Source organism: Sphingobium sp. (assembly GCF_048594625.1).
GTDB lineage: Bacteria > Pseudomonadota > Alphaproteobacteria > Sphingomonadales > Sphingomonadaceae > Sphingobium.
Map to the genome: position 1 here is coordinate 1 of NZ_JBMDWL010000026.1, position 20313 is coordinate 20313.

Genomic DNA, 20313 nt, shown 5'->3' on the forward strand with positions numbered 1-20313 from the left:
ATCGGACAGATCATACCAGATCGACAACAGGAACGCTTTGAACATTGCCAGGGGCGGCCAAGCGCGCTCACCTTTGGAGGCCAGATAAAGCGGATCGAGAAGAGCCGCGACCGCGTGCCAATCAATCAGCGAACCCGCGTATCGAGCGATTACGTCGCGCGCTCGGACCCTGAAAACCCAAATCGCTCCTGACCCATTGAACACTGCACCACGGCCGCTTTCCAGTAAGCGGTGTTCTTAGCCCATGTCGATCTAGGGCATGAGTTCCTGAACGCGGTTGGCGGTGTGGCCGTTGGCGAGTGCGGTCAGGGTCTGGGTCAGCCAATCGTGGGGATTGATGCCGCCCAGCTTGCAGTTGTCGATTAGCGTGGCGACATCCGCCCAGTTGTCGCGTCCTTCGTCGGAGCCAGCGAAGAGCGCGTTCTTCCGATTCAAGGCCAGGGGGCGGATTGATCGCTCGACGATGTTGGTGTCGAGTTCGATCCGACCATCGTCGATAAAGCGGACGAGACCATCCTAGCGGCTCGTCACATAGCGAATGGCTTCGGCCAACTTGCTCTTGGCGCTCATCTGGCGGAGCCGGGCGTCCGGATAGAGCCTGAGATCCTCGACGATGATGCGACTGTATTCGACGCGCTGGCTGCGGCGCCGCTCCACAGAATAGCTGCGGACCTCATCCTGGATGGCATAGAGCATGGCGATCCGACGCAGCATCTCTGTCGCGACCGGGGAACTGGCCGCAGGATCATAGAACTTACGCCGGACATGTGACCAACGGAAGGCGAGGCTGGGTTGCTGTCCGCGGCGTTTGGCAAGCGCTGTGTATCCGCCATATCCATCGACTTGCAAGATGCCTGCAAAATCTCCGAGATGGGTTCGCGGCGTTCGGCCTTCCGATCTGCCACATAGATATAGGCAACCATCGGCGGACCTACGCCGCCCCGTGGCCGATCATCGCGCGCATAGGCCCATAGTTGGCCAGTCTTCGTTCTGCCGCGTCCTGGGTCAAGCACCGGCGCTATGGTCTCGTCGGCGAATAGCCGCTCGGAGCGCCGCAACTCCTCAAGGGTCCGGTCACGCAATGGCCGCAGATACCATGCTGCTCGGCCGACCTAGTCCGCCAGGATGGAGCGGTCGAGCTTGATATCCTGCCGGGCGTAGATCTGAGCCCGCCGGTATAGCGGAACGTGGCCCGCCCCGCTTCCAACGCATAGCGCAGCTCCCGGCGCCAAGTGTAGAGCAGCGACGTGCGAATATCGTGCTGGCGGGAAAACTCAGCGATGTTGCCGCAACGCCATCTCCCCGACTATCGCCAGCTTCTGCTCCAGCGTCCAGATACGACGCCGACCTGCCATGCTGCGGAGCACCGCAGGGCGGCGGATAGGCTCCAGACCAACTCCAGTGTGGGTGTCCAATGCGCTCATCAAGCTGTGGGCTTCCATACCGCCCACCGTCTGTGTCAATCACCACGCCGTGCAAAGTGGGTAGGAAACAGCGCTTACGATCTTGTTATCCATCGCCGCTCCCTATCCGAGCGGCAATCAGCCCTTCATACCGCTACCGCGCAAGGCGGCCTCAACGCGGCGGTTACGGGGCGCCAGCCATTGATGGCGTTGTAAGTACGCAGAGCATTGCAATCGTAACTTTAATACCAATCCTGCTTATTGATTCCTCTTCAATGTCGAAACTGGAGACTCACGGCGAGTTGTGCTTCATAGGCTGGGCCTTGTACGCTCGGACTTATGTTGCGGATCGGGCTAGACGTTTGAGCCGCATGGTGCGGACCGTATAAACGTCGACGCCCTGCCACTTGTCCGACTCGAACCAAACTCGGATCTTCGATTCGCGCTGCGTCATTTCCGCCAGCAGCGCATAGGTTCGCACGTGGCGGGCGTAACTACCCTCACTTGACAACCGTGACCCTTGCCCCAGTTTTTTCCATGTCGGGCCGACATGGATCACGTCGGCCCGACATGGTCAGCATCAGAATTTAAAGCGGACACCCGCCCGATACATGCGCCCGATCACATCGTAGAGGTTCGGGTTGACGAAATAGGGCGACTTGGCGGGATCACGGTCCAGCAGGTTGTCGACCTTGAAGTAGGCGGTGACCTGCGGCGTGATATTGTACGTGCCGCCAATATCCACATAGAAGGCGCCAGGCATGAAATTCTGGTCGATCGTCGGATGATTGTTGGTCGATGCAGGGCAGCTACCTGGCTGGCATACAACATATTGATGCCCCAGCACGCCGTCGCTGAACCAGCGCTCCTGCACCATGAACGAGAAATTCTCATTCTCGTAGCTCTGGATCGCCAGGAACTTCCAGTCAGGCGTGTTGCCCAGATTGGCGCCTGCTGAATCCACCGGGATGGTACCGATCAGACCCGAGTCCGTCACAAACTTGCGAACATGCGTGGCCAGTCCACGCAAGGTCAGGCTGCCCGGTAGGCCCATCGGCCGCTGCCACTGATAGCTTGCCTCGATATCGAAGCCGCTGGTGTCGATCGACGCGAGGTTGAACGCCTGCACGTTGATGAAGTTCGGTCCCTGCTGATTGTTCAGGTTAAATGCGGAACAGGTTTCGGGGTTTACATTCTGGTAGCACAGATTGACGATGTCGCCCGCGCCCAGGCTGGAAATGACGTCCTTGATCTTGATCTTGTAATAATCGACCGACGCGCTGAAGCCCGGCAACCAGGATGCGCCGGAAAAGGCGATGCCAGCCGTCGTATTGCGTGCGGTTTCAGGCCGCAAATTGGCGTTGCCGATGCTGTTCTGGATCGCCAGCACGTTCCGTCCGGTGAAGGGATCGAAGAAGTTGGGCAGCGTCGTGGTGACGGGCGCTGCGAACAGTTCGGACAGGTTCGGCGCACGCACGTCTTTGGACGTTACGCCCCGGATGCGGAAACCGTCGACCGGCAGGCTCCATGTGCCGCCCACTTTCCATGCCCAGATGGTACCAGACGTGCTGTAATCGGTGACGCGCACAGCACCATTGATGTTGGCCTTGCCCAGTGCATCGCTGTTGATGACCGGCAAGTCGGCTTCGAAAAATGCTTCCTTTACGCCATAGGCGCCGCCGCCGCTCTTATAGTTGCCCGCATACCAGTTGTTGCCGCCCGGGAGCAGCGTGGAATCGAACGGATAATCGGCGGTATTGGGCGCGAAGTTGGAGCCCATGCCATAAGCATCGGCGCGGACCTTGTAGAATTCATGGCGATATTCGCCCCCGAACGCGATCGAAAGCGGTCCAGCCCACAACTCCACCGGTGAGCCGGAGAAGTTGATGCTGACCACGTCCTGCGTTTGGCGGGTACGCTGGAACGGGCCATTTGCCGGCATAATATAGGCCAGTGCGCCGGCCGACGGATTGCCGCCGAAAATGTTGAGCGGCTGGCATCCGTTAGCCCGCGCGGTGGCGCTGGCGCAGACGATCGCCCCGTTCAGCGTGGTAGCGTTGATCGCATCGTTGAAACGATTGGTCAGCAGTATGTTCGACACATCGATGGCGGTGAAATTTACGCCATGCTCGAAATAATTATCATACGACCATTCGGTACCCAGCAAATTAAACTCGCCTTTGGCACCGATCACGCCGCGATACTGGCGACGGTCCGTATCCACACGGGTATTGCCCAGCGCGGCATTGCTCGTGCCGTAACCGAAGCTGGTGATGCCTGCCGTGGCGCACGCTGCCTTGATCGACGCCGGAACGAATGGATTAGCGCACTGGATAGTCAGGCCGGGCTTGTTCATTCCGCCGACCGGGGTGTTGTGGGTCTTTACCTGACCAAAGTTGAAGGTGAAATAAAGTTCGTCATTATCGGCGAAATCATAACCAAGTCGGGCATAGGTGTTGACCCGTTCGATAGCCGATTGAAGCGTACGACCAGCATCGACGTTGCCCGACAGGTCGCCGCCAAGGCAGAAGCCGGGGAAACAGTTGCGCACATTGTTTGTGCCGTCGCGCGCCGGTACGCCGCCCGAACCATAGTTGAACTGGAATGGATTGCCATTCTGGTCGAACGCCGTACCCTGAAGCGGACCAGAGGTGATAAGGCCATATTTAGTATAGTTATAGGCTTGGGCATAATCGCGCAAAACGTAACGTGGCGATCCGTCGTTGACAACGCCCCGGTCAATCAGGCTGGTCTGCTTGAACCAGTCGCGCCCGCCGGCCAAGCCGATGCCGAAATCGCCGCCACCTACGCCATCTTCTTTCGCATATTCGCCGCTGACAACCAAATGCGCACGATCGTCAAGGAAGCTGGTGCCTGCCGCCAGCTGAACCAGAACCTGCTCATTGTCGCTGTACCGGCTGATGCCACCCTGCACATTGCCTTTGAAACCCTTGAACCGGGTATCGGTGATGAAGTTGACGACGCCGCCGACCGCATCTGAACCGTACGAGGCGGACGCGCCGCCGTTCACGACATCGACTCGCTGGATGAGGAGTTGTGGGAAGAGGCTGATGTCAGGAACGCCCGTTACGTTCGCGCCGACAACCCGCTGTCCATCAAGCAACGTCAAGGTGCGGATCGCACCCACGCCGCGCAACGAGAATGAGCTAAGCCCCTGTTGCCCGCTTGACGTGCTGAACGTGTTCACCGCTGTACCGCTCGATCCCTGGAGCGACGGCAGTTGCGCGATGGTGGTAAAGATGTTGGGTTGCGCATTGGCTTCGATGGCGCCCGAGTCAATGATGGTCGTGGGCGTAGGTGCCGTATAGCCATTCGTCTTGATGCGTGACCCCGTAACGACAATGTCGCTCTCATTGACAGACTGCTGCGTAGCCTGAGGCGCCGCCAAGTCTGTTCTCTCTTGAGCCACGGCGGGCGCGGCGATCATGCACGTCAACAGGGCAGCCATGCTGACCGTGGCGGACCCTATGCCGGATTTTGCGATGCGGAAATTGGAACGTGACATGCGGCTATCTCCCCTAAATTTATTCTATCCCTGTCGCGAAGTAATCCTCCGAAACCGCGCCTCGCCGCCGAGCATGTCAAAGACTCGACAGAAACTTAGTTAGCGCTAACACGACCTATTGATATCTCCAAAGATTGTTGTCAATAGTCAGACAAGACGAAGGGGATGAGGATGTTGGGCTTGAGACAGCTGGCATTATTTTACGCCGCAGGGCTGCGTTGTCGCATAAAGGCAAGCAGAGCAGAGCTGCACCTCCTGCATCACAACATTCCCGTTAACGTTATCATACCTCTGTCATGACCATTTTTCGTATGGGAAAAATAAGGTGGATCGTCATCAGCCTGTTCGTAGGCGCGATGATTATCAACTATCTCTCGCGCTCCGTCCTAGGCGTAGCCTCGCCCATCATTTTGTCGGAACAATCCATAAACAGCATCGAATATGGCTGGATCACAAGCGCCTTTCAACTCGGCGTAATGCTTCAGCCTGCCGCAGGCTATTTTCTCGATAGCGTCGGGCTGCGTATCGGCTTCGGCATTTGCGTGGCCGCATGGTCGCTCATCACGATGGCCCATGGCTTTGTGAACGGATGGTTCGGATTCGCCGCGCTTCGCGGCCTTTTGGGACTTGCAGAAGGGTCCGCACAACCTGCCGGACAAAAGCTGGTAGCGGAATGGTTTCCCTCCAGGGAACGCGGCCTTGCAGGCGGCGTGTACAATATCGGTGCATCGTTCGGCGCAGTCTTTGCGCCGCCCCTGGTTGCATGGGCCGTCATGATGCACAGTTGGCGGCTGGCATTCGTGATGGCGGGCGCCATCGGTCTTGGCTGGGCATTGCTCTGGCTATTCTATTATAACAGCCCGTCGCGACATCCGCGCCTGACCGATCAGGAGCGCGACTATATCGCCAGTGGGCAAGAAGCACGGCTTGCGCCGCAAGCGACCCGCACCTCCATCATGAGCCTTCTACGCAGGCGCGACCTTTGGGGGATCGCCCTGCCCCGGATGCTTGCCGACCCTGTATGGGGTATGTTGTCATTCTGGATGCCGCTCTATCTCGCGCGCGTTCGCGGTTTCGATCTGACCCAGATTGCCCTTTTCGCCTGGCTGCCCTTTCTTGCCGCAGACCTTGGATGTCTTTTCGGCCCCGCCGTCGTCACCTTCCTGCAAAAGCGCAATGTCGATCTGATCGACGCACGCCGCTGGACGTTTACGCTTGGCGCGGCGATGATGACGGGCATGGCCTTTGTCGGCATGGCGACGAACCCTTATGTGGCTATCGCCTTGCTTTGCCTGGGCGGGTTTGCGCATCAGACGCTTTCCGTCACCGTCATCACAATGGCCTCTGACCTGTTTTCTCGCAACATCGTGGCCACTGCCGCAGGCCTGGCTGGCATGGCAGGCAACCTGGGCGTGCTCGTCTTCACCTTTCTCTTGGGTCAGATGGTCGATCAGGTCGGCTATGAGCCATTCTTCATCATCCTTGGCGTCCTTGACCTGCTGGGCGCCTTTCTCTTGTGGATATTGGTGCGTAAACCCGCATGAACATCATTTCAAATCCGATCCTACCGGGTTTCAATCCTGATCCGTCGATCTTGCGAGTGGGCGATGATTTCTACATCGCCACATCGACTTTCGAATGGTACCCTGGGGTCCAGGTCCACCACAGCCGCGATCTCAAGCACTGGCGACTCGTCGCGCGACCGCTGGCACTGGCGACGCAATTGGACATGCGCGGCACGCCTGATTCCTGTGGCGTCTGGGCGCCCGATCTCAGCTATGCAGATGGACGCTTCTGGCTCATATTCACGGACGTCAAACGATATGGCGTGACGACCGTCAATGGCGCTAAGGGCGCGTCCTTGCGGGACTTCCCCAACTATGTCGTGCATTGCGACCAGATCGACGGCAATTGGTCGGAGGCTGTTCACCTCAACAGCAGCGGTTTCGATCCCGCCCTGTTTCACGATGACGACGGCCGAAGCTGGATGCTGAACATGCTATGGGACCATCGGCCGGGGCGGGGTCGGTTCGCGGGCATTCAGATCCAGCAATTTGATCGCACCGACCTCAAACTGCTCGGCGAACCACGTCTGATCTTCAAGGGAACCGATCTGGGCTTCACCGAAGGCCCGCACATCTACAAACGGGACGGATGGTATCATCTTCTGGTGGCCGAAGGGGGAACCGGTTGGGACCATGCCGTGATCATGGCTCGCTCACGCGATCTGCTGGGTCCATATGAAGTCCATCCCGATGGCCCTGTATTGACGGCCGCAGGCCGTCGTGATGGCGCCCTTACGCGAACAGGCCATGGCGATCTGGTCGAACTGAAGGATGGTTCGCCATGGCTTGCCTATCTATGCGGCCGCCCCGTTCCGGGGAAGGAGCGCTGCATTCTAGGGCGAGAAACGGCGATACAACCGATGCTATGGCAGGACGATGGTTGGCTGCGCACGTTGGATGGCGACGCGCGCCCGGCCGAAACATCACAAGCGCCAGACCTGCCGTCCATGCCCTGGCCGCAGGACAATTGGGACGGCCGTTTCGATCGGGATATGTTGCCCTTGGAATTTCAATGGCTGCGTACTCCCTTGTCAGAACGCCTCTTCAGCCTGTCTGAACGGCCCGGCTTCCTGCGACTTTACGGGCGGGAAACCGTAGGGAGCCATTTCGAGCAGGCGCTTGTCGCCCGGCGGCTGGAACATAAGCGCTTCACCGCGACAACCTGTGTCGATTTTTCGCCGCGTTGCTTTCAGCAGGCTGCGGGGCTCATTCTTTATTATAACAGTACGAAATATTATTATCTCAATATTAGCGTGGACGGCGAAGCACGCGAATTGCAGTTGACGATCGCATCGCCGCTTCTGGTGGAAGGCGTCACGATGGAGACGGTCGATCGACTGCCCAACGGGCCGATCGAACTGAGAGCAGATGTCGACAGCGATGCTCTTATCTTCAGCTGGCGCGCCGAAGGTGACGCCAATTGGCACATCTTGCCTCAAAGGCTGGACGCAACGATCCTGTCGGACGAAGTGACTTGTCGCGGCCTCCCCAATTTCACCGGCACCTTCATTGGCATGGCGTGCCAAGATTTGTCCGGCGTGGCAATGCCCGCCGATTTCAACTGGTTCATCTATGAAGGCGAAGAGGGTACATGCGCTCCGGTCAACTGACGTTCCACGATCCTGTGGCTGAGAATGGTTTCGCGGGGAACCCGCGAACGACCCTTTTCCGCTGCGATCTCGGCAATAAGCAAGCTCGGTGTTTCAGCGGCCAATTCGTGCACGGGCTGATGTATAGTGGTCAGCGGGGGCCACAGCGTATGAGCCGCCGTCGTGTCTCCGAAACCCGCCACAGGCAGTTCGGCCGCCACATCCAGATGCCGCCGATGTGCGACCGACACCACCGCAGCCGCCATATCGTTATTGCTCGCGAAGATCGCGGTGGGGCGGCTGGGCATAGCCAGCATATGTTCGGCAGCCAGCCTCGACGCATAAGTGAAGTCGTCCTGCACCACCTGAACCTCTACCCCGCCGGTTTCACGGATCGCTGCATAGAAACCGGCCATCCGTTCCGCGCTCGCCGCCTGATCGGGGTTGCCCAATATGAATCCCAACTGGCTATGTCCCAGTTCGAGGAGCAGCCGGGTCATCTGGTAGGATGCCGCACGGTCGGGGTTTTGCTCCGCCGCCCGCCGATGCCGGGTGCGCGGCGGGGGTAATGATAGTCTGCGGCGATCCCGAACGCGAGGCGCGCCGCATAATCCTCTCCTGATCTTCACCTTAAGGACTGTCTTCATGCGCCGACTGCTTCTTCCCTTTCTTTGCTTCACCGCCGTCGCGGCCCCCGCCCTGTCGCAAAACGCACCCGGCACCAATCCCATCATCCGCGACAAATTCACTGCCGATCCCGCCCCCATGGTGGATGGGAACCGCCTCTACCTCTATGTCGGCCATGACGAGGCGCAGCGGGACGAAATGTTCAATATGCGTGAATGGCTCGTCTATTCGACCACCGACATGAAGCACTGGACCGATCATGGGCCGATCATGAATGTATCGGACTTCAAGTGGGCCAAGAAGGACGCGTGGGCATCGCAAACCATCAAGAAGAACGGCAAATACTGGTTCTACGCCGCAGTCGAGCATGACAATAGCCATCCAGGCAAGGCGATCGCCGTCGCGGTATCCGACACGCCCACCGGCCCTTTCGTCGATGCAAAAGGATCGGCGCTCATAACCAACCAGATGACTCCGAAAGGCACGCATAGCTGGGAGGATATCGATCCAACCGTCTTCACCAACGATGACGGCGTAACATGGATCGCCTGGGGTAATCGCCAATGCTATATCGCCAAGCTGAAGCCCAACATGATCGAGATCGACGGAGCGATCCGGGAAATCACGCCGCCGCATTTCGAAGAAGGGCCATGGCTCCACAAGCGGGGCAAGCTTTATTATCTGACCTACGCCTCGCTCGACCGCGCGACCCATCGCGACGAGCGTATTTCCTATGCCACGGCGACATCGCTCGACGGCCCTTGGACTTATCACGGGGAACTTACGGGATCGGGCAAATATAGCTTCACCATTCACGCCGGCATCGCCGAATTTAAAAACCAGTGGTATATCTTTCTGCACAATGCTGCGCTTGCCATCGGCGATCTGAATGGCTCGATCGGACGGCGTGCGGTGACCGTCGAGCACCTGAACTATAATCGCGACGGCACCATGAAACCCGTCGTGCAAACCGAAGAAGGCATTTCAGACCAGAATTCGGGGAAATAGAAGATTCCATCCCCGAACATCGCAATCGACTTTTGGTAGCGCTACCCCGCATAAAGCCGGGCGACGCAGCGCAGTAGTTGAAGGAGAGATTGATAATGCTCCATCTGAGCTTGCGCCTGTGTGCGCTCATACCCTCGATACTGTCTCTTTCGCTGTCCGCCGCGCCCGCCGATGCGGCGCCGGCCCGATTTGAGCGATTTACTTATGACGGGCAGTCGGTCGAAAAAACCGCGGTCAATGCCGGGGAATATCGCAATCCGATCTTGTCGGGCTATTATCCCGACCCGTCGGTCATGCGTGTCGGCGACGACTATTATCTCGTCAATTCATCCTTCGCCCATTATCCCGGCCTTCCGATCTTCAAGTCGAAGGATCTGGTCAACTGGACACAGATCGGTAATGCCATAGACCGGCCCGACCAACTGAACTTCAATGGCCGTCGCATTTCGCAGGCGGTATTTGCGCCCGCTATCAGTTATCACGATGGCACATTCTACATCGTCAACACCTGCGTCGAATGTAATGGCAATTTCGTCATCACTGCCACGGATCCCGCCGGTCCGTGGTCCAACCCCATCTGGCTTCCTTTCGAAGGGATCGATCCATCCATTTATTGGGAAGGCGACAAGGCCTATATCGTCAACAATCGCGCACCCGACGAACCGCCCCGCTATGACGGCCATCGCGCCATCTGGATTCAGGAATATGACTGGCGTGCGGGCAAGATGGTCGGCCCCAGCACGCAGTTGGTCAATGGCGGCGTCGACATCAACAAAAAGCCGGTCTGGATCGAAGGGCCGCATATCTTCCGCAAGGACGGTTATTATTATCTGACCGCAGCCGAAGGCGGCACCAGCGTAAATCATTCGCAGGTCGTGTTGCGATCCCGGGAATTGCGCGGCCCCTATGTTCCTTTTAAAGGCAATCCGATCCTCACCCAGCGCGATCTCGATCCCGCACGACCGGGCATGATCGGATCGGCAGGCCATGCCCAACTTGTCGAAACGCAAAATGGTGACTGGTGGGCGACATTCCTCGCCGTGCGCCCCTATGCCGACGACTTCTACAATATCGGGCGCGAAACCTTCCTGCTACCGGTGGAATGGAAAAATGGCTGGCCGATCATCCTCCCGCGGGGACAGGCGATCCCCCATGCACTCAAGGCGCCCAATCTGCCGTTGCAGCCCAAAGCTGTTTTGCCCACCAGCGGCGATTTCAACTATATTGAGGAATTTGACGGCAAAGCCCTGCCTATGGAATGGATCGGCATTCGCACACCACAAAAGCCCTTCTACCGTTTGGCAGATGGCGCGCTGGCGCTGGAAAGCGGCATGCCAATCGGCGACCTCAATGGCGTTCCCGCTTTTATCGGCCGCCGTCAGCAACACGCCAATGCCACCTTTTCTACGATAGTGCGTTACACGCCGGTAAAGGATGGTGACCGCGCCGGCCTCGCCGCGGTCCAGAGCGATCGCAGTAATCTTTTCTTCGGGCTCACCCGGATTGCGGGAAAGCAGTCCGTTGCTCTTTACACCCGGGATGCTGCTGACACCGATACGCTCGTCGCCTCCGCACCCGTCACCAGCAGCGGCCCTGTTACCCTCACTATCCGTGCGACCGGCGGAACTATGGCATTCGACTATGGCGTCGATGGCAGGACAAGAACGCTGAAGGACGGAGTCGATGCAACGCTGCTCAGCACCAAGAAAGCTGGAGGCTTCGTTGGCACGGTCGTCGGGCCCTATCATTACACCCCGAGCAACTGAAGAGAGACGTCATGATCCGGAATGCGGCCATTGCCCTCGTCTTCTCCGCCGGTCTGATCGCCGCCGCCCTGCCCGCGCAGGTCTGGCGATCCGATCAGGGCGACGGCACTTATCGCAATCCGGTGCTTTTTGCTGACTATCCCGATCCCGACATCATTCGTGTCAAAGACGATTTCTACTTCGTATCCACCACCTTCGCCAACGCGCCCGGCGTTACCATCCTCCATTCGAAGGATCTGGTGAACTGGCGTATCGCGGCGCATGTGGTGGACAGGCTCGACGGCGACCCCCGCTACGATCTGAGAAATGGCGGCGATTATCGTCACGGCTTTTACGCCGCCAGCCTGCGTCGTCATAATGGTATGTTCTACCTCGCGGTCACCCCGGTCGGGCACAAGACACGCATATACCGATCGGCCAGCATCGATGGTCCATGGGCCTATAAGGAACTGGATCGCGAAGCCTTCGATCCCGCCCTTTTCATCGACGTGGACGGCACCGCCTATCTTGGCACCTCGATCGGCACGGACGGCACGGTCACGTTGCTGACCCTCAACGACGATCTTTCCGCCGTCACCGCCGCTAAAGTCACCTATTACAACAAAGGCGCGGAAGGATCGAAGATCATCCGGCATAATGGCTGGTACTATCTGTTCAACGCCATTCCGTCCAAACTCGCGATGACCGTTTCGCGTTCCCGCAGTCTCTGGGGGCCATGGGAAACCAAATCGTCGATTGACGACAAGTCCGGCGGCCATCAGGGCGCGTTGGTCGATATGCCAGACGGCAGCTGGTACGGCTTCGTCATGGTTGACGCGGGCGCGATCGGCCGCATGACCAATATCAGCCCGATCTTCTGGAAGGACGACTGGCCGTGGTGGGGAACCGCAGACAAGCCCGACGTCGTCCCCGACCGGTCGCCCAAGCCGATTTCGGGTCATGCTTTCGCCGAACCGTCTTCATCGGACGATTTTGCATCCCCCAAACTGGGATTGCAGTGGCAATGGAACCATAATCCCGACGACAGCAAGTGGTCGCTGACGCAGCGTCCGGGCTTCCTGCGTCTCCACGCAACGCAGGCAAACAGCATCTGGACTGCGCGTAACACGCTGACGCAAAAGGCGCAGGGACCAAAAATGCGCGCCATCGCGAAGATCGATACCGCCGGCATCAAGGCAGGCGATGTTTGCGGCCTCGGCACCTTTGGCAAATATAATGCCCAGCTCGCGATCGTTGGCGGCCCGAAAACTTCGCGATCGCTGAGGATGCAGCTGACCGAAAGTACGAAAGATGGCCCCCGCACGGACGTTCTGGTTCGCGCCATTCCCGTGACCAGCCGCACCTTGTGGCTAAGGACCGATATGGATTTCGACACGAAACAGGGCCGCGTCGGATACAGCCTCGACAATCGGCTGTGGCAGGATGTCGGCGACGCTTTCCCGCTTGCTTTTGACTGGCGTACCGGCACCTTTCAGGGACAGCAAATCGCGATATCCTGCTATAATCCAGCCGTCACTGGCGGCTATCTGGATGTCGACAGTTTCACGGTCGCACCTCTCTCCAACGGGGTACGGCCATGACCTTCAGCCGTCGCGAAACCATTGCCGCAATGGCGGCCGGGACAGCAGCGCTCGCCACAACACGGTCGGCTGGCGCAACACCCGACATGCCCGCCCGGCTCGCGCTATGGTATCGCCAACCAGCTAAGGAATGGACCGAGGCGCTTCCCATCGGCAACGGGCGCCTGGGGGCGATGGTATTTGGCGGCATAAGCCAGGAAAGGCTGCAACTCAACGAAAGCACGCTCTGGGCGGGGCAGCCCTATGATCCGGTGAATCCACAGGCACAGGCCATGCTGCCCAAGGTCCGAGAGCTGATTTTCGCGGGCAAGATCGCGGAAGCCGAAGCGCTGGCCAACCAGACGCTGATGGCCAAACCGCTAACCCAAATGCCCTATCAGGCGCTGGGCGACCTGATCCTCGATTTTCCGGGCCTTAGCGACACCACCGTCTATCGCCGCGATCTCGATCTCGACAAAGCAATGGCGACTACCCGGTTCAGGACGAACGGCGGCATCACCCATGTCCGTCAGGTCGTCGCCTCCCCGGCTGACCACATCATTGCTGTCCGCCTGATCGCTGGGGGAGCAGACAAAATCGATGTGGATATCGCCCTCCACTCATCCCAGCGTGAAATTCAGGTCGTCGCTGACGGCCCTGCCGGTCTTCTCCTCACCGGCCGCAACGGTGCATCGAAGGGGGTAGAGGGTCATCTTCGCTTCGCCGCTCGCCTGACCGCTCAGGTCGAAGGAGGGACTACCACTCACGGTGACGTCGGCCGCCTCAACATCCGCAACGCCAAGGCGGTGACCCTGTTTATCGCCATGGCGACCAGTCATCGGCGCTTCGATGATGTCGGCGGAGACCCGCTCGCAGCCACCGCCGCGACGCTTGCCAAGGTCAAGGGGCGCCCCTTCGCCCGCATCGCCGCCGATTGCGCCGCCGCGCATCGACGCCTGTTTCGCCGCGTCGCGCTCGATCTGGGTACCACGCCCGCCGCGCGACTGCCCACAGATCAGCGCATCGCGGCCTCCCAGACCAGCGACGATCCCGCGCTCGCTGCTCTATATTTCGACTATGCGCGTTACCTCATGATCTGCTCGTCACGCCCCGGCGGCCAGCCTGCCAATTTGCAGGGTCTCTGGAATGAGAGTCTCGCGCCGCCCTGGGGTTCCAAATATACGATCAACATCAATACCCAGATGAACTATTGGTCGGCCGAACCGACAGCACTGGGCGAATGCGTCACCCCGCTGGTGGAGATGGTGCGCGAACTGGCCGTCACGGGGGAACGCACGGCGCGGGCCATGTACGGCGCACGCGGCTGGGTCGCCCATCACAACACGGACTTGTGGCGCGCCACCGCGCCGATCGACGGCGCACAATTTGGCCTGTGGCCTACCGGTGGCGCATGGCTTTGCACGCATCTGTGGGATCATTATGACTATGGGCGCGACCAGGCCTATCTGACGTCCATCTACCCGCTGATGGCCGGCGCCGCGCGTTTCTTCCTCGATACGCTCCAGCGCGATCCGACGACCAGTTTCCTCGTCACAAACCCATCGATGAGCCCTGAAAATCCGCATGGCCATGGCGGCACGATCTGTGCGGGGCCAACGATGGATATGGGCATTTTGCGTGATCTCTTTACCCAAAGTATCGAGGCCGCAACCATTCTGGGGACCGACGCGGCGCTGATCGCCGAAATGCAGGCCGCGCGCGACGCGCTTGCCCCCTATAAGGTGGGTCGGCAGGGCCAGTTGCAGGAATGGCAGCAGGACTGGGATGCCGACGCGCCGGAACAGAACCACCGTCACGTATCTCATCTCTATGGCCTTCATCCCTCGCGCCAGATTAGCCCCGGCGTCACGCCCAATCTTGCAGCCGCTGCGCGCCGAACGCTGGAAATACGGGGAGATCGCGCGACCGGCTGGGCGACCGCCTGGCGCATCAACCTGTGGGCGCGGCTGGGGGAAGGCGACCATGCCCATGATATCCTGCGTTTTCTCCTTGGCCCGGAACGTACCTATCCCAACATGTTCGACGCCCATCCGCCATTTCAGATCGACGGCAATTTTGGTGGCGCAGCGGGCATCGTGGAAATGCTGATGGGCAGCCATGGCGATGTCATCGACCTTCTGCCCGCGCTGCCGAAGGCCTGGCCGACGGGCAGCATCACCGGCCTGCGCGCGCGGGGGCGGTGTGGCATCGACCTGCAATGGCGGGACGGTCGCCTCGACCGCGCTGTCCTGCACCCCGAACTTTCCGGCAGGCGTACCGTCCACCTTGCCGGAAAGCGCCGCACGTTAACGCTCAATGCCAACATGCCGGTCGCTCTAACTCCCAAGGATTTTGCATGACCCTGCGCCATTACATCCTGCCCGCGATCGCGCTGTGCGCGAGCACCAGCCTTCAGGCGCAAACCGTTGCCGCCGACGGGGTCGACGCGCTCGCGCCCACCGGCCGTTGGAGCGCGTATCAGATGGGCAGCGCTCAGCTTCCGCCGATGGGCTGGAACAGCTGGAACGCTTTCTTCACCGAAATCGACGAGGACAAACTGCTTGGCTCCGCCCGCCGTATCCTCGACACCGGCCTTGCGAAAAAAGGCTATCGCTTCATCAATATTGACGATGGCTGGTGGCTGAAACGCCGGACAAGTGACAATAAACTTATCATCCGCGCCGACAAATTTCCTTCGTCCCGCACGGTAAAGGGCGATCCTTCCTTTCGCCCTCTGACCGATAAACTCCACGCCATGGGGTTCAAGGCGGGCATTTATTCCGACCTTGGCCGCAACAGTTGCTCCCAGGCCTATTCCGATGGCCCGGCACAATTGCCCGAAGGCACTGTGGCTGAGAGGGAAGTCGGCCTTTACGGACATAGCGATCAGGACATCCGACTCTATTTCGCAGACTGGGGCTTTGACGCGATCAAGGTCGATGGGTGCGGCATCCGCGCGTTCGCAGCCGATGCGGACCGCGTCCGCAACGGGCAATTCCGCGCCCTCCCCCCTCTCATCGACCAGCACAGCATCACCCGATCGGACATCCCGGCCGTCAAGGCGCTCTTTGCCGACATCAACCAGTCACTCGTCAAATATAATCCCGACGGCGACTATATGCTCTCGCTCTGTATCTGGGGCAGCGCCAATGTCCGCTCTTGGGGCAAGGATGTCGGCAGCATATCGCGCACCAGCGACGATATATCTCCCGATTGGGGCCGGATGCTGACCAATTACGACAGCGCCGTGCGCCGCGCGTTCTACGCGCATCCGGGCAGCTGGAACGATCCCGACATGCTGTTCATCGGCAAGGGCGATTTCGATGCGGACCATTTGACCGAAGCGCGGTCGCATTTCGCACTCTGGGCGATGATGAACGCGCCTCTGCTGATCGGCGCGGACCTGCGCGCCACACCCCAGCCTTTGCTTGATATTTTCGGCAATACCGAATTGATCGCGCTCAATCAGGACGCTGCCGGCAATCAGGCGACCGTCGCCTTCGACAGCGATGGGTTCCAGATTCTCGTCAAGACGCTAGCCAATAGCGACAAGGCCGTCGCGCTGTTCAATCGCGGACTGGCGCCCGTGGACGCCGTATTGACCGCCGAACATCTGAAATTTCGCGCCGACCGACCCGTCGCTCTGTCCAATCTGTGGACCGGCGCAAAGAGCGCCTTCACCAGAGAGATGAAACTGCAGGTCCAGCCGCGGGAAACGCTGGTGTTCCGCGCGAAGGGCGTTCATGTTTTGGCGGAGGGCCTCTATCTGTCGGAGCAGCCCGGTGCTGTTAACCCCGCCGTAGACGGGGTCACGCAGCCTGAACCCGATCCCAGCATCTATCGTTCTATTCCAGGCTGGCGCGGCACACGCGGCATTGGCGAGCGCCCCCTATATGCCGGGTGGGGTGGGGCAATGGCTGATGCGACCCCTTATAATCAGGCGCTAGTCGTTGCAGGCCGAACCTTTTCTTCAGGCATCGGCATCCTTGCCAATTCCAGACTTGAAGTGCGCAACAAGGGCTTTGCCCGCTTCACTGCATCGGTTGGCGTGGACGACAGTGCGTTGGATGGCGACCAGCCGGTTCGCTTCTTCCTCTATGGCGACGGCAAGGCGATCGCCAGCACGCCACCGCTGCGGCGCGGCGCACCTGCCCGGCCGCTGGAGGCAGACGTCAAGGGTGTTGCCATCATCGAATTGGTGGCCCGTGCAGACGACGTGACGAAAAACGCCGTACCCGTAACATGGGGCGACGCCGCACTGCGCCGCTGACAGGAAAGATTTTATCATGCGTTACTGCCTTGCCCGCCGGACTTTGCTTGCTTCAGCCAGTCTGCTTTTCCCGCTTTCGCCTGCCATGCTGCGGGCAGCGGCAACGCGCGGGTCACAACGCGCCGAACCGGTCCCCAGTCGCCATGTGACGCTCAAGCCATCGCCTTACGCCGATGCGATGGCGGCCAATCGTCGCTATCTTCTCTCGCTGGACCCGCAACGATTACTCCATAACTTCTACCTGTCAGCCGGCTTGGAACCGCCCGCACCGGTTTATCGCGGATGGGAGAGCGAGAGCATCGCTGGCCACACGATGGGCCACTGGATGTCGGCGGTATCATTGACTATCGCCAACAGCGGCGATCCGGAACTGACAGCAGTGCTAGATCGGACATTGACGTCCATGCGGCGCATTCAGTCAGCGGAGAAAGACGGCTATCTGGGTGGCATGACCGTGATGCGCGAGGGCCAGTCGGTGCCGGGCAAGACCGTATTCGAGGAAATTCGTCGCGGCGACATTCGCGTCACCTGGGAATTGAATGGTGCCTGGGTGCCAATCTATGCCCTGCACAAGATACTGGCCGGTCTGATCGACGCCTATCAACTGGCCGGTCGAAAGCCAGCATTGCCGATCGCTGTCGGGATCGGTGACTATTTCGCAACCGTGATCGAGGGGTTGAGCGACGATCAGCTCCAGAAAATCCTGTCGGTCGAACATGGCGGCATATTGGAAAGCTATGCAGATCTGTATGCGTTGACCGGCACCGCTCGCTGGCTTGATGTCGCCCGGCGACTGCGCCACCATGCCGTTGTCGATCCTCTGGTGCGTGGCGAAGACAGGCTAGCGGGTCTGCACGCCAATACACAGATACCCAAAATCATCGGCCTTGCGCGCCTGCACGAGGTCGGCGGCAACATGGCCGACGCCAACGCCGCGCGTTTCTTCCACGCCACTGTCACCGGCCATCACAGCTATGTCATCGGCGGCAATTCGGAACGCGAACATTTCGGTCAGCCGGATCGCCAGGGCGAACAACTGACCACCGCCACCTGCGAGGCGTGCAACAGCTATAATATGCTCAAGCTCACGCGCCATCTTTACGGCTGGTCGCCCAGCGCAGACTGGTTCGATCTGTATGAGCGGATCCAGATCAATCACATACTCGCCCATCAGCGGCCCGACACAGGTCAGTTCGTCTATTTCATGCCGATGGAGGCCGGGGCCAAGCGCGACTATTCCACGCCGGAAGACAGCTTCTGGTGCTGCGTCGGCTCCGGTATGGAAAGCCATGCCAAACATGCCGATTCCATTTACTGGCGCGATGGCTCGACGTTATTCGTCAACCTCTTCATCCCTTCGACGCTGGACTTGCCTGACGGACTGAGGCTGGACATGAACACGCGCTATCCGCAAGACGGCCAGGTGACGATCACCGTCACCCATACCCCTCGGCGCGCAACGGCCCTGGCCATTCGTCGCCCTGTCTGGGCCGACGGGGCCGCCATCATGCTCAACGACCGCCCGCTCGCTGCGCAACAGCAGGACGGCTATTGGCGCATCGATCGCCGCTGGCGTGCAGGCGATCGCATCACCCTTTCCATTCCGATGACGTTGCGATCGGAATCGCTGCCCGGCGCAGCCGAAACCTACGCCTATCTTAGCGGCCCTCTGGTCCTCGCTGCCGATCTCGCCCCGGCGGACCAGCGCTTCGATGGTCCCGCCCCTGCCTTGCTGATTCATGATGACGCGGCGGGTGCACTAACTGCCGTTGCAGATCGTCCGCATCATTATCGCGCAACCGACGTGCTGGGCCAGAAGCATGACATCGTTCCCTTCTACCCTCTCTACGACCGCCGCACCGCCATCTATTTCCGCACCTTTACCCCGCAAAGCTGGCAGAGCGAACGCGCGACCTATCTCGCAGCGGAGGCCGCCCGCATCGACCTTGCGCGTCGCACCATCGATATTTTTCATATTGGCGAAATGCAACCCGAACGGGATCATGGCCTGACCGCCACAGGCGGGCAGAGCGCCGAATTCTATGGGAAGAAGAACCGTTCCCTGCCGCAAGGTGCGCGCGCCAGTTTCACCATGCAGCGCCGCCCCGGCCCCGCCACACTCCAGATCACCTATTGGGGCAACGACACCGGCCGTGAAATGCGTATCGTCGTGGATGGTCATGAAGTCGCCATCGAACGGCGCGAACAGCGCAAACAGAATGAATGGCTGCTGATCGACTATCCGCTCGCGCCGACACAGGCCGCTCAGTCCACCGTCACGCTCACCGGCCTCAAGGGCAAAAGCACTGTCTATGGCGTGCGAACCCTGGAGGCGCGCTGATGGCACTGGCGGCGCTTAAATGGTGGACGTCAATCGCCCGATGGCCCGCGCCCGCCTGCCGTAAAACAGCTCGAACAGCGTGCCAGCCATCATAGTGGTGAGCACGGCGATCAGGATGAGCATCAAAACAGCCCCGGCTGAATAATCCCCTCCTGGATGCCGGTGTTGACGATAATCAACTCCATCAACCTGCGGGAATTCATCAACGCGCCGAAGCCCAGTGTCATATGATTATCTTCACTCGCCAGACGCGCTGCCAGATAATATGCACCAAATTTGGCGATGATGCAGACAAACAATATGTCTAGACGGCGTGGACAAATTTAAGCCAGTATCTGGCCGTTGCGAGATGGACCATTCCAAGGAAGCTATTGGCCAGTTGATCGTATCGGGTAGCGATGGCGCGGTTGATCTTAAGGTGGCCGAACATGCGCTCGATACGGTTGCGCTGCTTGTAGAGCACTCGGTTATACTCGATCTTCACGCGTCGATTTGATCGGCCGGGAATGACGGGCTCGGTCTGTCGTTCAGCAAGGTCAACCCGGATTGCGTCAGCATCGTATCCCTTGTCCGCGAGGAAGGCGTCCGGTTCGCGTTCAGGCAGGCCGATTAGGGCATCATAAGCCTTGCAATCGGCGGCTTCCCCGCCTGTCAGGTGG

Annotated in this window: 12 protein-coding genes and 1 pseudogene; 9 read left to right on the forward strand and 4 right to left on the reverse strand. The window is 59.6% G+C overall.

All coding sequences use genetic code 11. The features are described from left to right. Positions 1–192, forward strand: a 192-nt coding sequence (locus tag ACOJSJ_RS03095) for a hypothetical protein (RefSeq protein ID WP_420143523.1), incomplete at its 5' end; no start/stop codon positions are given. 60 nt (positions 193–252) lie between these two features. On the opposite strand, the pseudogene tnpC reads toward ACOJSJ_RS03095, so the two are convergent. Both tnpC and ACOJSJ_RS03105 read right to left on the reverse strand, forming a co-directional pair. Beyond that, positions 253–1196 (reverse strand): annotated as a pseudogene (gene tnpC / locus ACOJSJ_RS03100) (IS66 family transposase); the annotation flags it as partial. A gap of 787 nt (positions 1197–1983) precedes the next feature. Continuing rightward, positions 1984–4851, reverse strand: coding sequence for a TonB-dependent receptor plug domain-containing protein (locus ACOJSJ_RS03105; protein ID WP_420143524.1), 2868 nt, complete (start codon positions 4849–4851; stop codon positions 1984–1986). A gap of 374 nt (positions 4852–5225) precedes the next feature. Here ACOJSJ_RS03105 and ACOJSJ_RS03110 point away from each other — a divergent pair, with 374 nt between their 5' ends. Both ACOJSJ_RS03110 and ACOJSJ_RS03115 read left to right on the forward strand, forming a co-directional pair. Then, complete coding sequence (locus tag ACOJSJ_RS03110) at positions 5226–6473, forward strand: MFS transporter (protein WP_420143525.1); 1248 nt, start codon at positions 5226–5228, stop codon at positions 6471–6473. Further along, on the forward strand, positions 6470–8104 hold the full coding sequence (locus tag ACOJSJ_RS03115) for a glycoside hydrolase family 43 protein (protein ID WP_420143526.1): 1635 nt from the start codon (positions 6470–6472) through the stop codon (positions 8102–8104). Before ACOJSJ_RS03110 ends, ACOJSJ_RS03115 begins: the two co-directional genes overlap by 4 nt. Here ACOJSJ_RS03115 and ACOJSJ_RS03120 read toward each other — a convergent pair. Then, complete coding sequence (locus tag ACOJSJ_RS03120; protein WP_420143527.1) at positions 8065–8817, reverse strand: substrate-binding domain-containing protein; 753 nt, start codon at positions 8815–8817, stop codon at positions 8065–8067. The genes ACOJSJ_RS03115 and ACOJSJ_RS03120 overlap by 40 nt on opposite strands. On the opposite strand from ACOJSJ_RS03120, the gene ACOJSJ_RS03125 reads away from it, so the two are divergent. The 6 genes from ACOJSJ_RS03125 to ACOJSJ_RS03150 all read left to right on the forward strand — a co-directional run bounded on the left by ACOJSJ_RS03125 (position 8729) and on the right by ACOJSJ_RS03150 (position 19654). Next, complete coding sequence (locus ACOJSJ_RS03125) at positions 8729–9718, forward strand: glycoside hydrolase family 43 protein (RefSeq protein WP_420143528.1); 990 nt, start codon at positions 8729–8731, stop codon at positions 9716–9718. The two genes, ACOJSJ_RS03120 and ACOJSJ_RS03125, sit on opposite strands and share 89 nt — an antisense overlap. 95 nt (positions 9719–9813) lie before the next feature. Next, positions 9814–11484 carry a glycoside hydrolase family 43 protein gene (locus ACOJSJ_RS03130; RefSeq protein WP_420143529.1) on the forward strand — a complete coding sequence of 557 codons (1671 nt, stop codon included), beginning with the start codon at positions 9814–9816 and terminating at the stop codon, positions 11482–11484. Positions 11485–11495: 11 nt separating this feature from the next. Continuing rightward, on the forward strand, positions 11496–13064 hold the full coding sequence (locus ACOJSJ_RS03135; RefSeq protein WP_420143530.1) for a glycoside hydrolase 43 family protein: 1569 nt from the start codon (positions 11496–11498) through the stop codon (positions 13062–13064). Beyond that, positions 13061–15403 (forward strand): glycosyl hydrolase family 95 catalytic domain-containing protein, encoded by a 2343-nt coding sequence (locus tag ACOJSJ_RS03140; protein ID WP_420143531.1) that lies wholly within the window; start codon positions 13061–13063, stop codon positions 15401–15403. Before ACOJSJ_RS03135 ends, ACOJSJ_RS03140 begins: the two co-directional genes overlap by 4 nt. After that, complete coding sequence (locus ACOJSJ_RS03145) at positions 15400–17313, forward strand: NPCBM/NEW2 domain-containing protein (protein ID WP_420143532.1); 1914 nt, start codon at positions 15400–15402, stop codon at positions 17311–17313. Before ACOJSJ_RS03140 ends, ACOJSJ_RS03145 begins: the two co-directional genes overlap by 4 nt. Positions 17314–17329: 16 nt before the next feature. Next, positions 17330–19654: a beta-L-arabinofuranosidase domain-containing protein gene (locus ACOJSJ_RS03150; RefSeq protein ID WP_420143533.1), complete on the forward strand. Its 2325-nt coding sequence runs from the start codon at positions 17330–17332 to the stop codon at positions 19652–19654. A 304-nt stretch (positions 19655–19958) separates the two neighbouring features. Here the strand turns inward: ACOJSJ_RS03150 and ACOJSJ_RS03155 are convergent. After that, the coding region (locus tag ACOJSJ_RS03155) for a transposase (protein ID WP_420143534.1) at positions 19959–20313 on the reverse strand (355 nt) is incomplete at its 5' end.

Excerpts from the sequence above, each read along its gene's own strand:
- ACOJSJ_RS03150 (WP_420143533.1), top strand. The coding sequence starts at position 17,330 with ATGCGTTACTGCCTTGCCCGCCGGACTTTGCTTGCTTCAGCCAGTCTG.
- ACOJSJ_RS03120 (WP_420143527.1), bottom strand. The coding sequence starts at position 8,817 with ATGATGGGATTGGTGCCGGGTGCGTTTTGCGACAGGGCGGGGGCCGCG.
- ACOJSJ_RS03145 (WP_420143532.1), top strand. The coding sequence starts at position 15,400 with ATGACCCTGCGCCATTACATCCTGCCCGCGATCGCGCTGTGCGCGAGC.
- ACOJSJ_RS03140 (WP_420143531.1), top strand. The coding sequence starts at position 13,061 with ATGACCTTCAGCCGTCGCGAAACCATTGCCGCAATGGCGGCCGGGACA.
- ACOJSJ_RS03115 (WP_420143526.1), top strand. The coding sequence starts at position 6,470 with ATGAACATCATTTCAAATCCGATCCTACCGGGTTTCAATCCTGATCCG.
- ACOJSJ_RS03125 (WP_420143528.1), top strand. The coding sequence starts at position 8,729 with ATGCGCCGACTGCTTCTTCCCTTTCTTTGCTTCACCGCCGTCGCGGCC.
- ACOJSJ_RS03130 (WP_420143529.1), top strand. The coding sequence starts at position 9,814 with ATGCTCCATCTGAGCTTGCGCCTGTGTGCGCTCATACCCTCGATACTG.
- ACOJSJ_RS03110 (WP_420143525.1), top strand. The coding sequence starts at position 5,226 with ATGACCATTTTTCGTATGGGAAAAATAAGGTGGATCGTCATCAGCCTG.
- ACOJSJ_RS03105 (WP_420143524.1), bottom strand. The coding sequence starts at position 4,851 with ATGATCGCCGCGCCCGCCGTGGCTCAAGAGAGAACAGACTTGGCGGCG.
- ACOJSJ_RS03135 (WP_420143530.1), top strand. The coding sequence starts at position 11,496 with ATGATCCGGAATGCGGCCATTGCCCTCGTCTTCTCCGCCGGTCTGATC.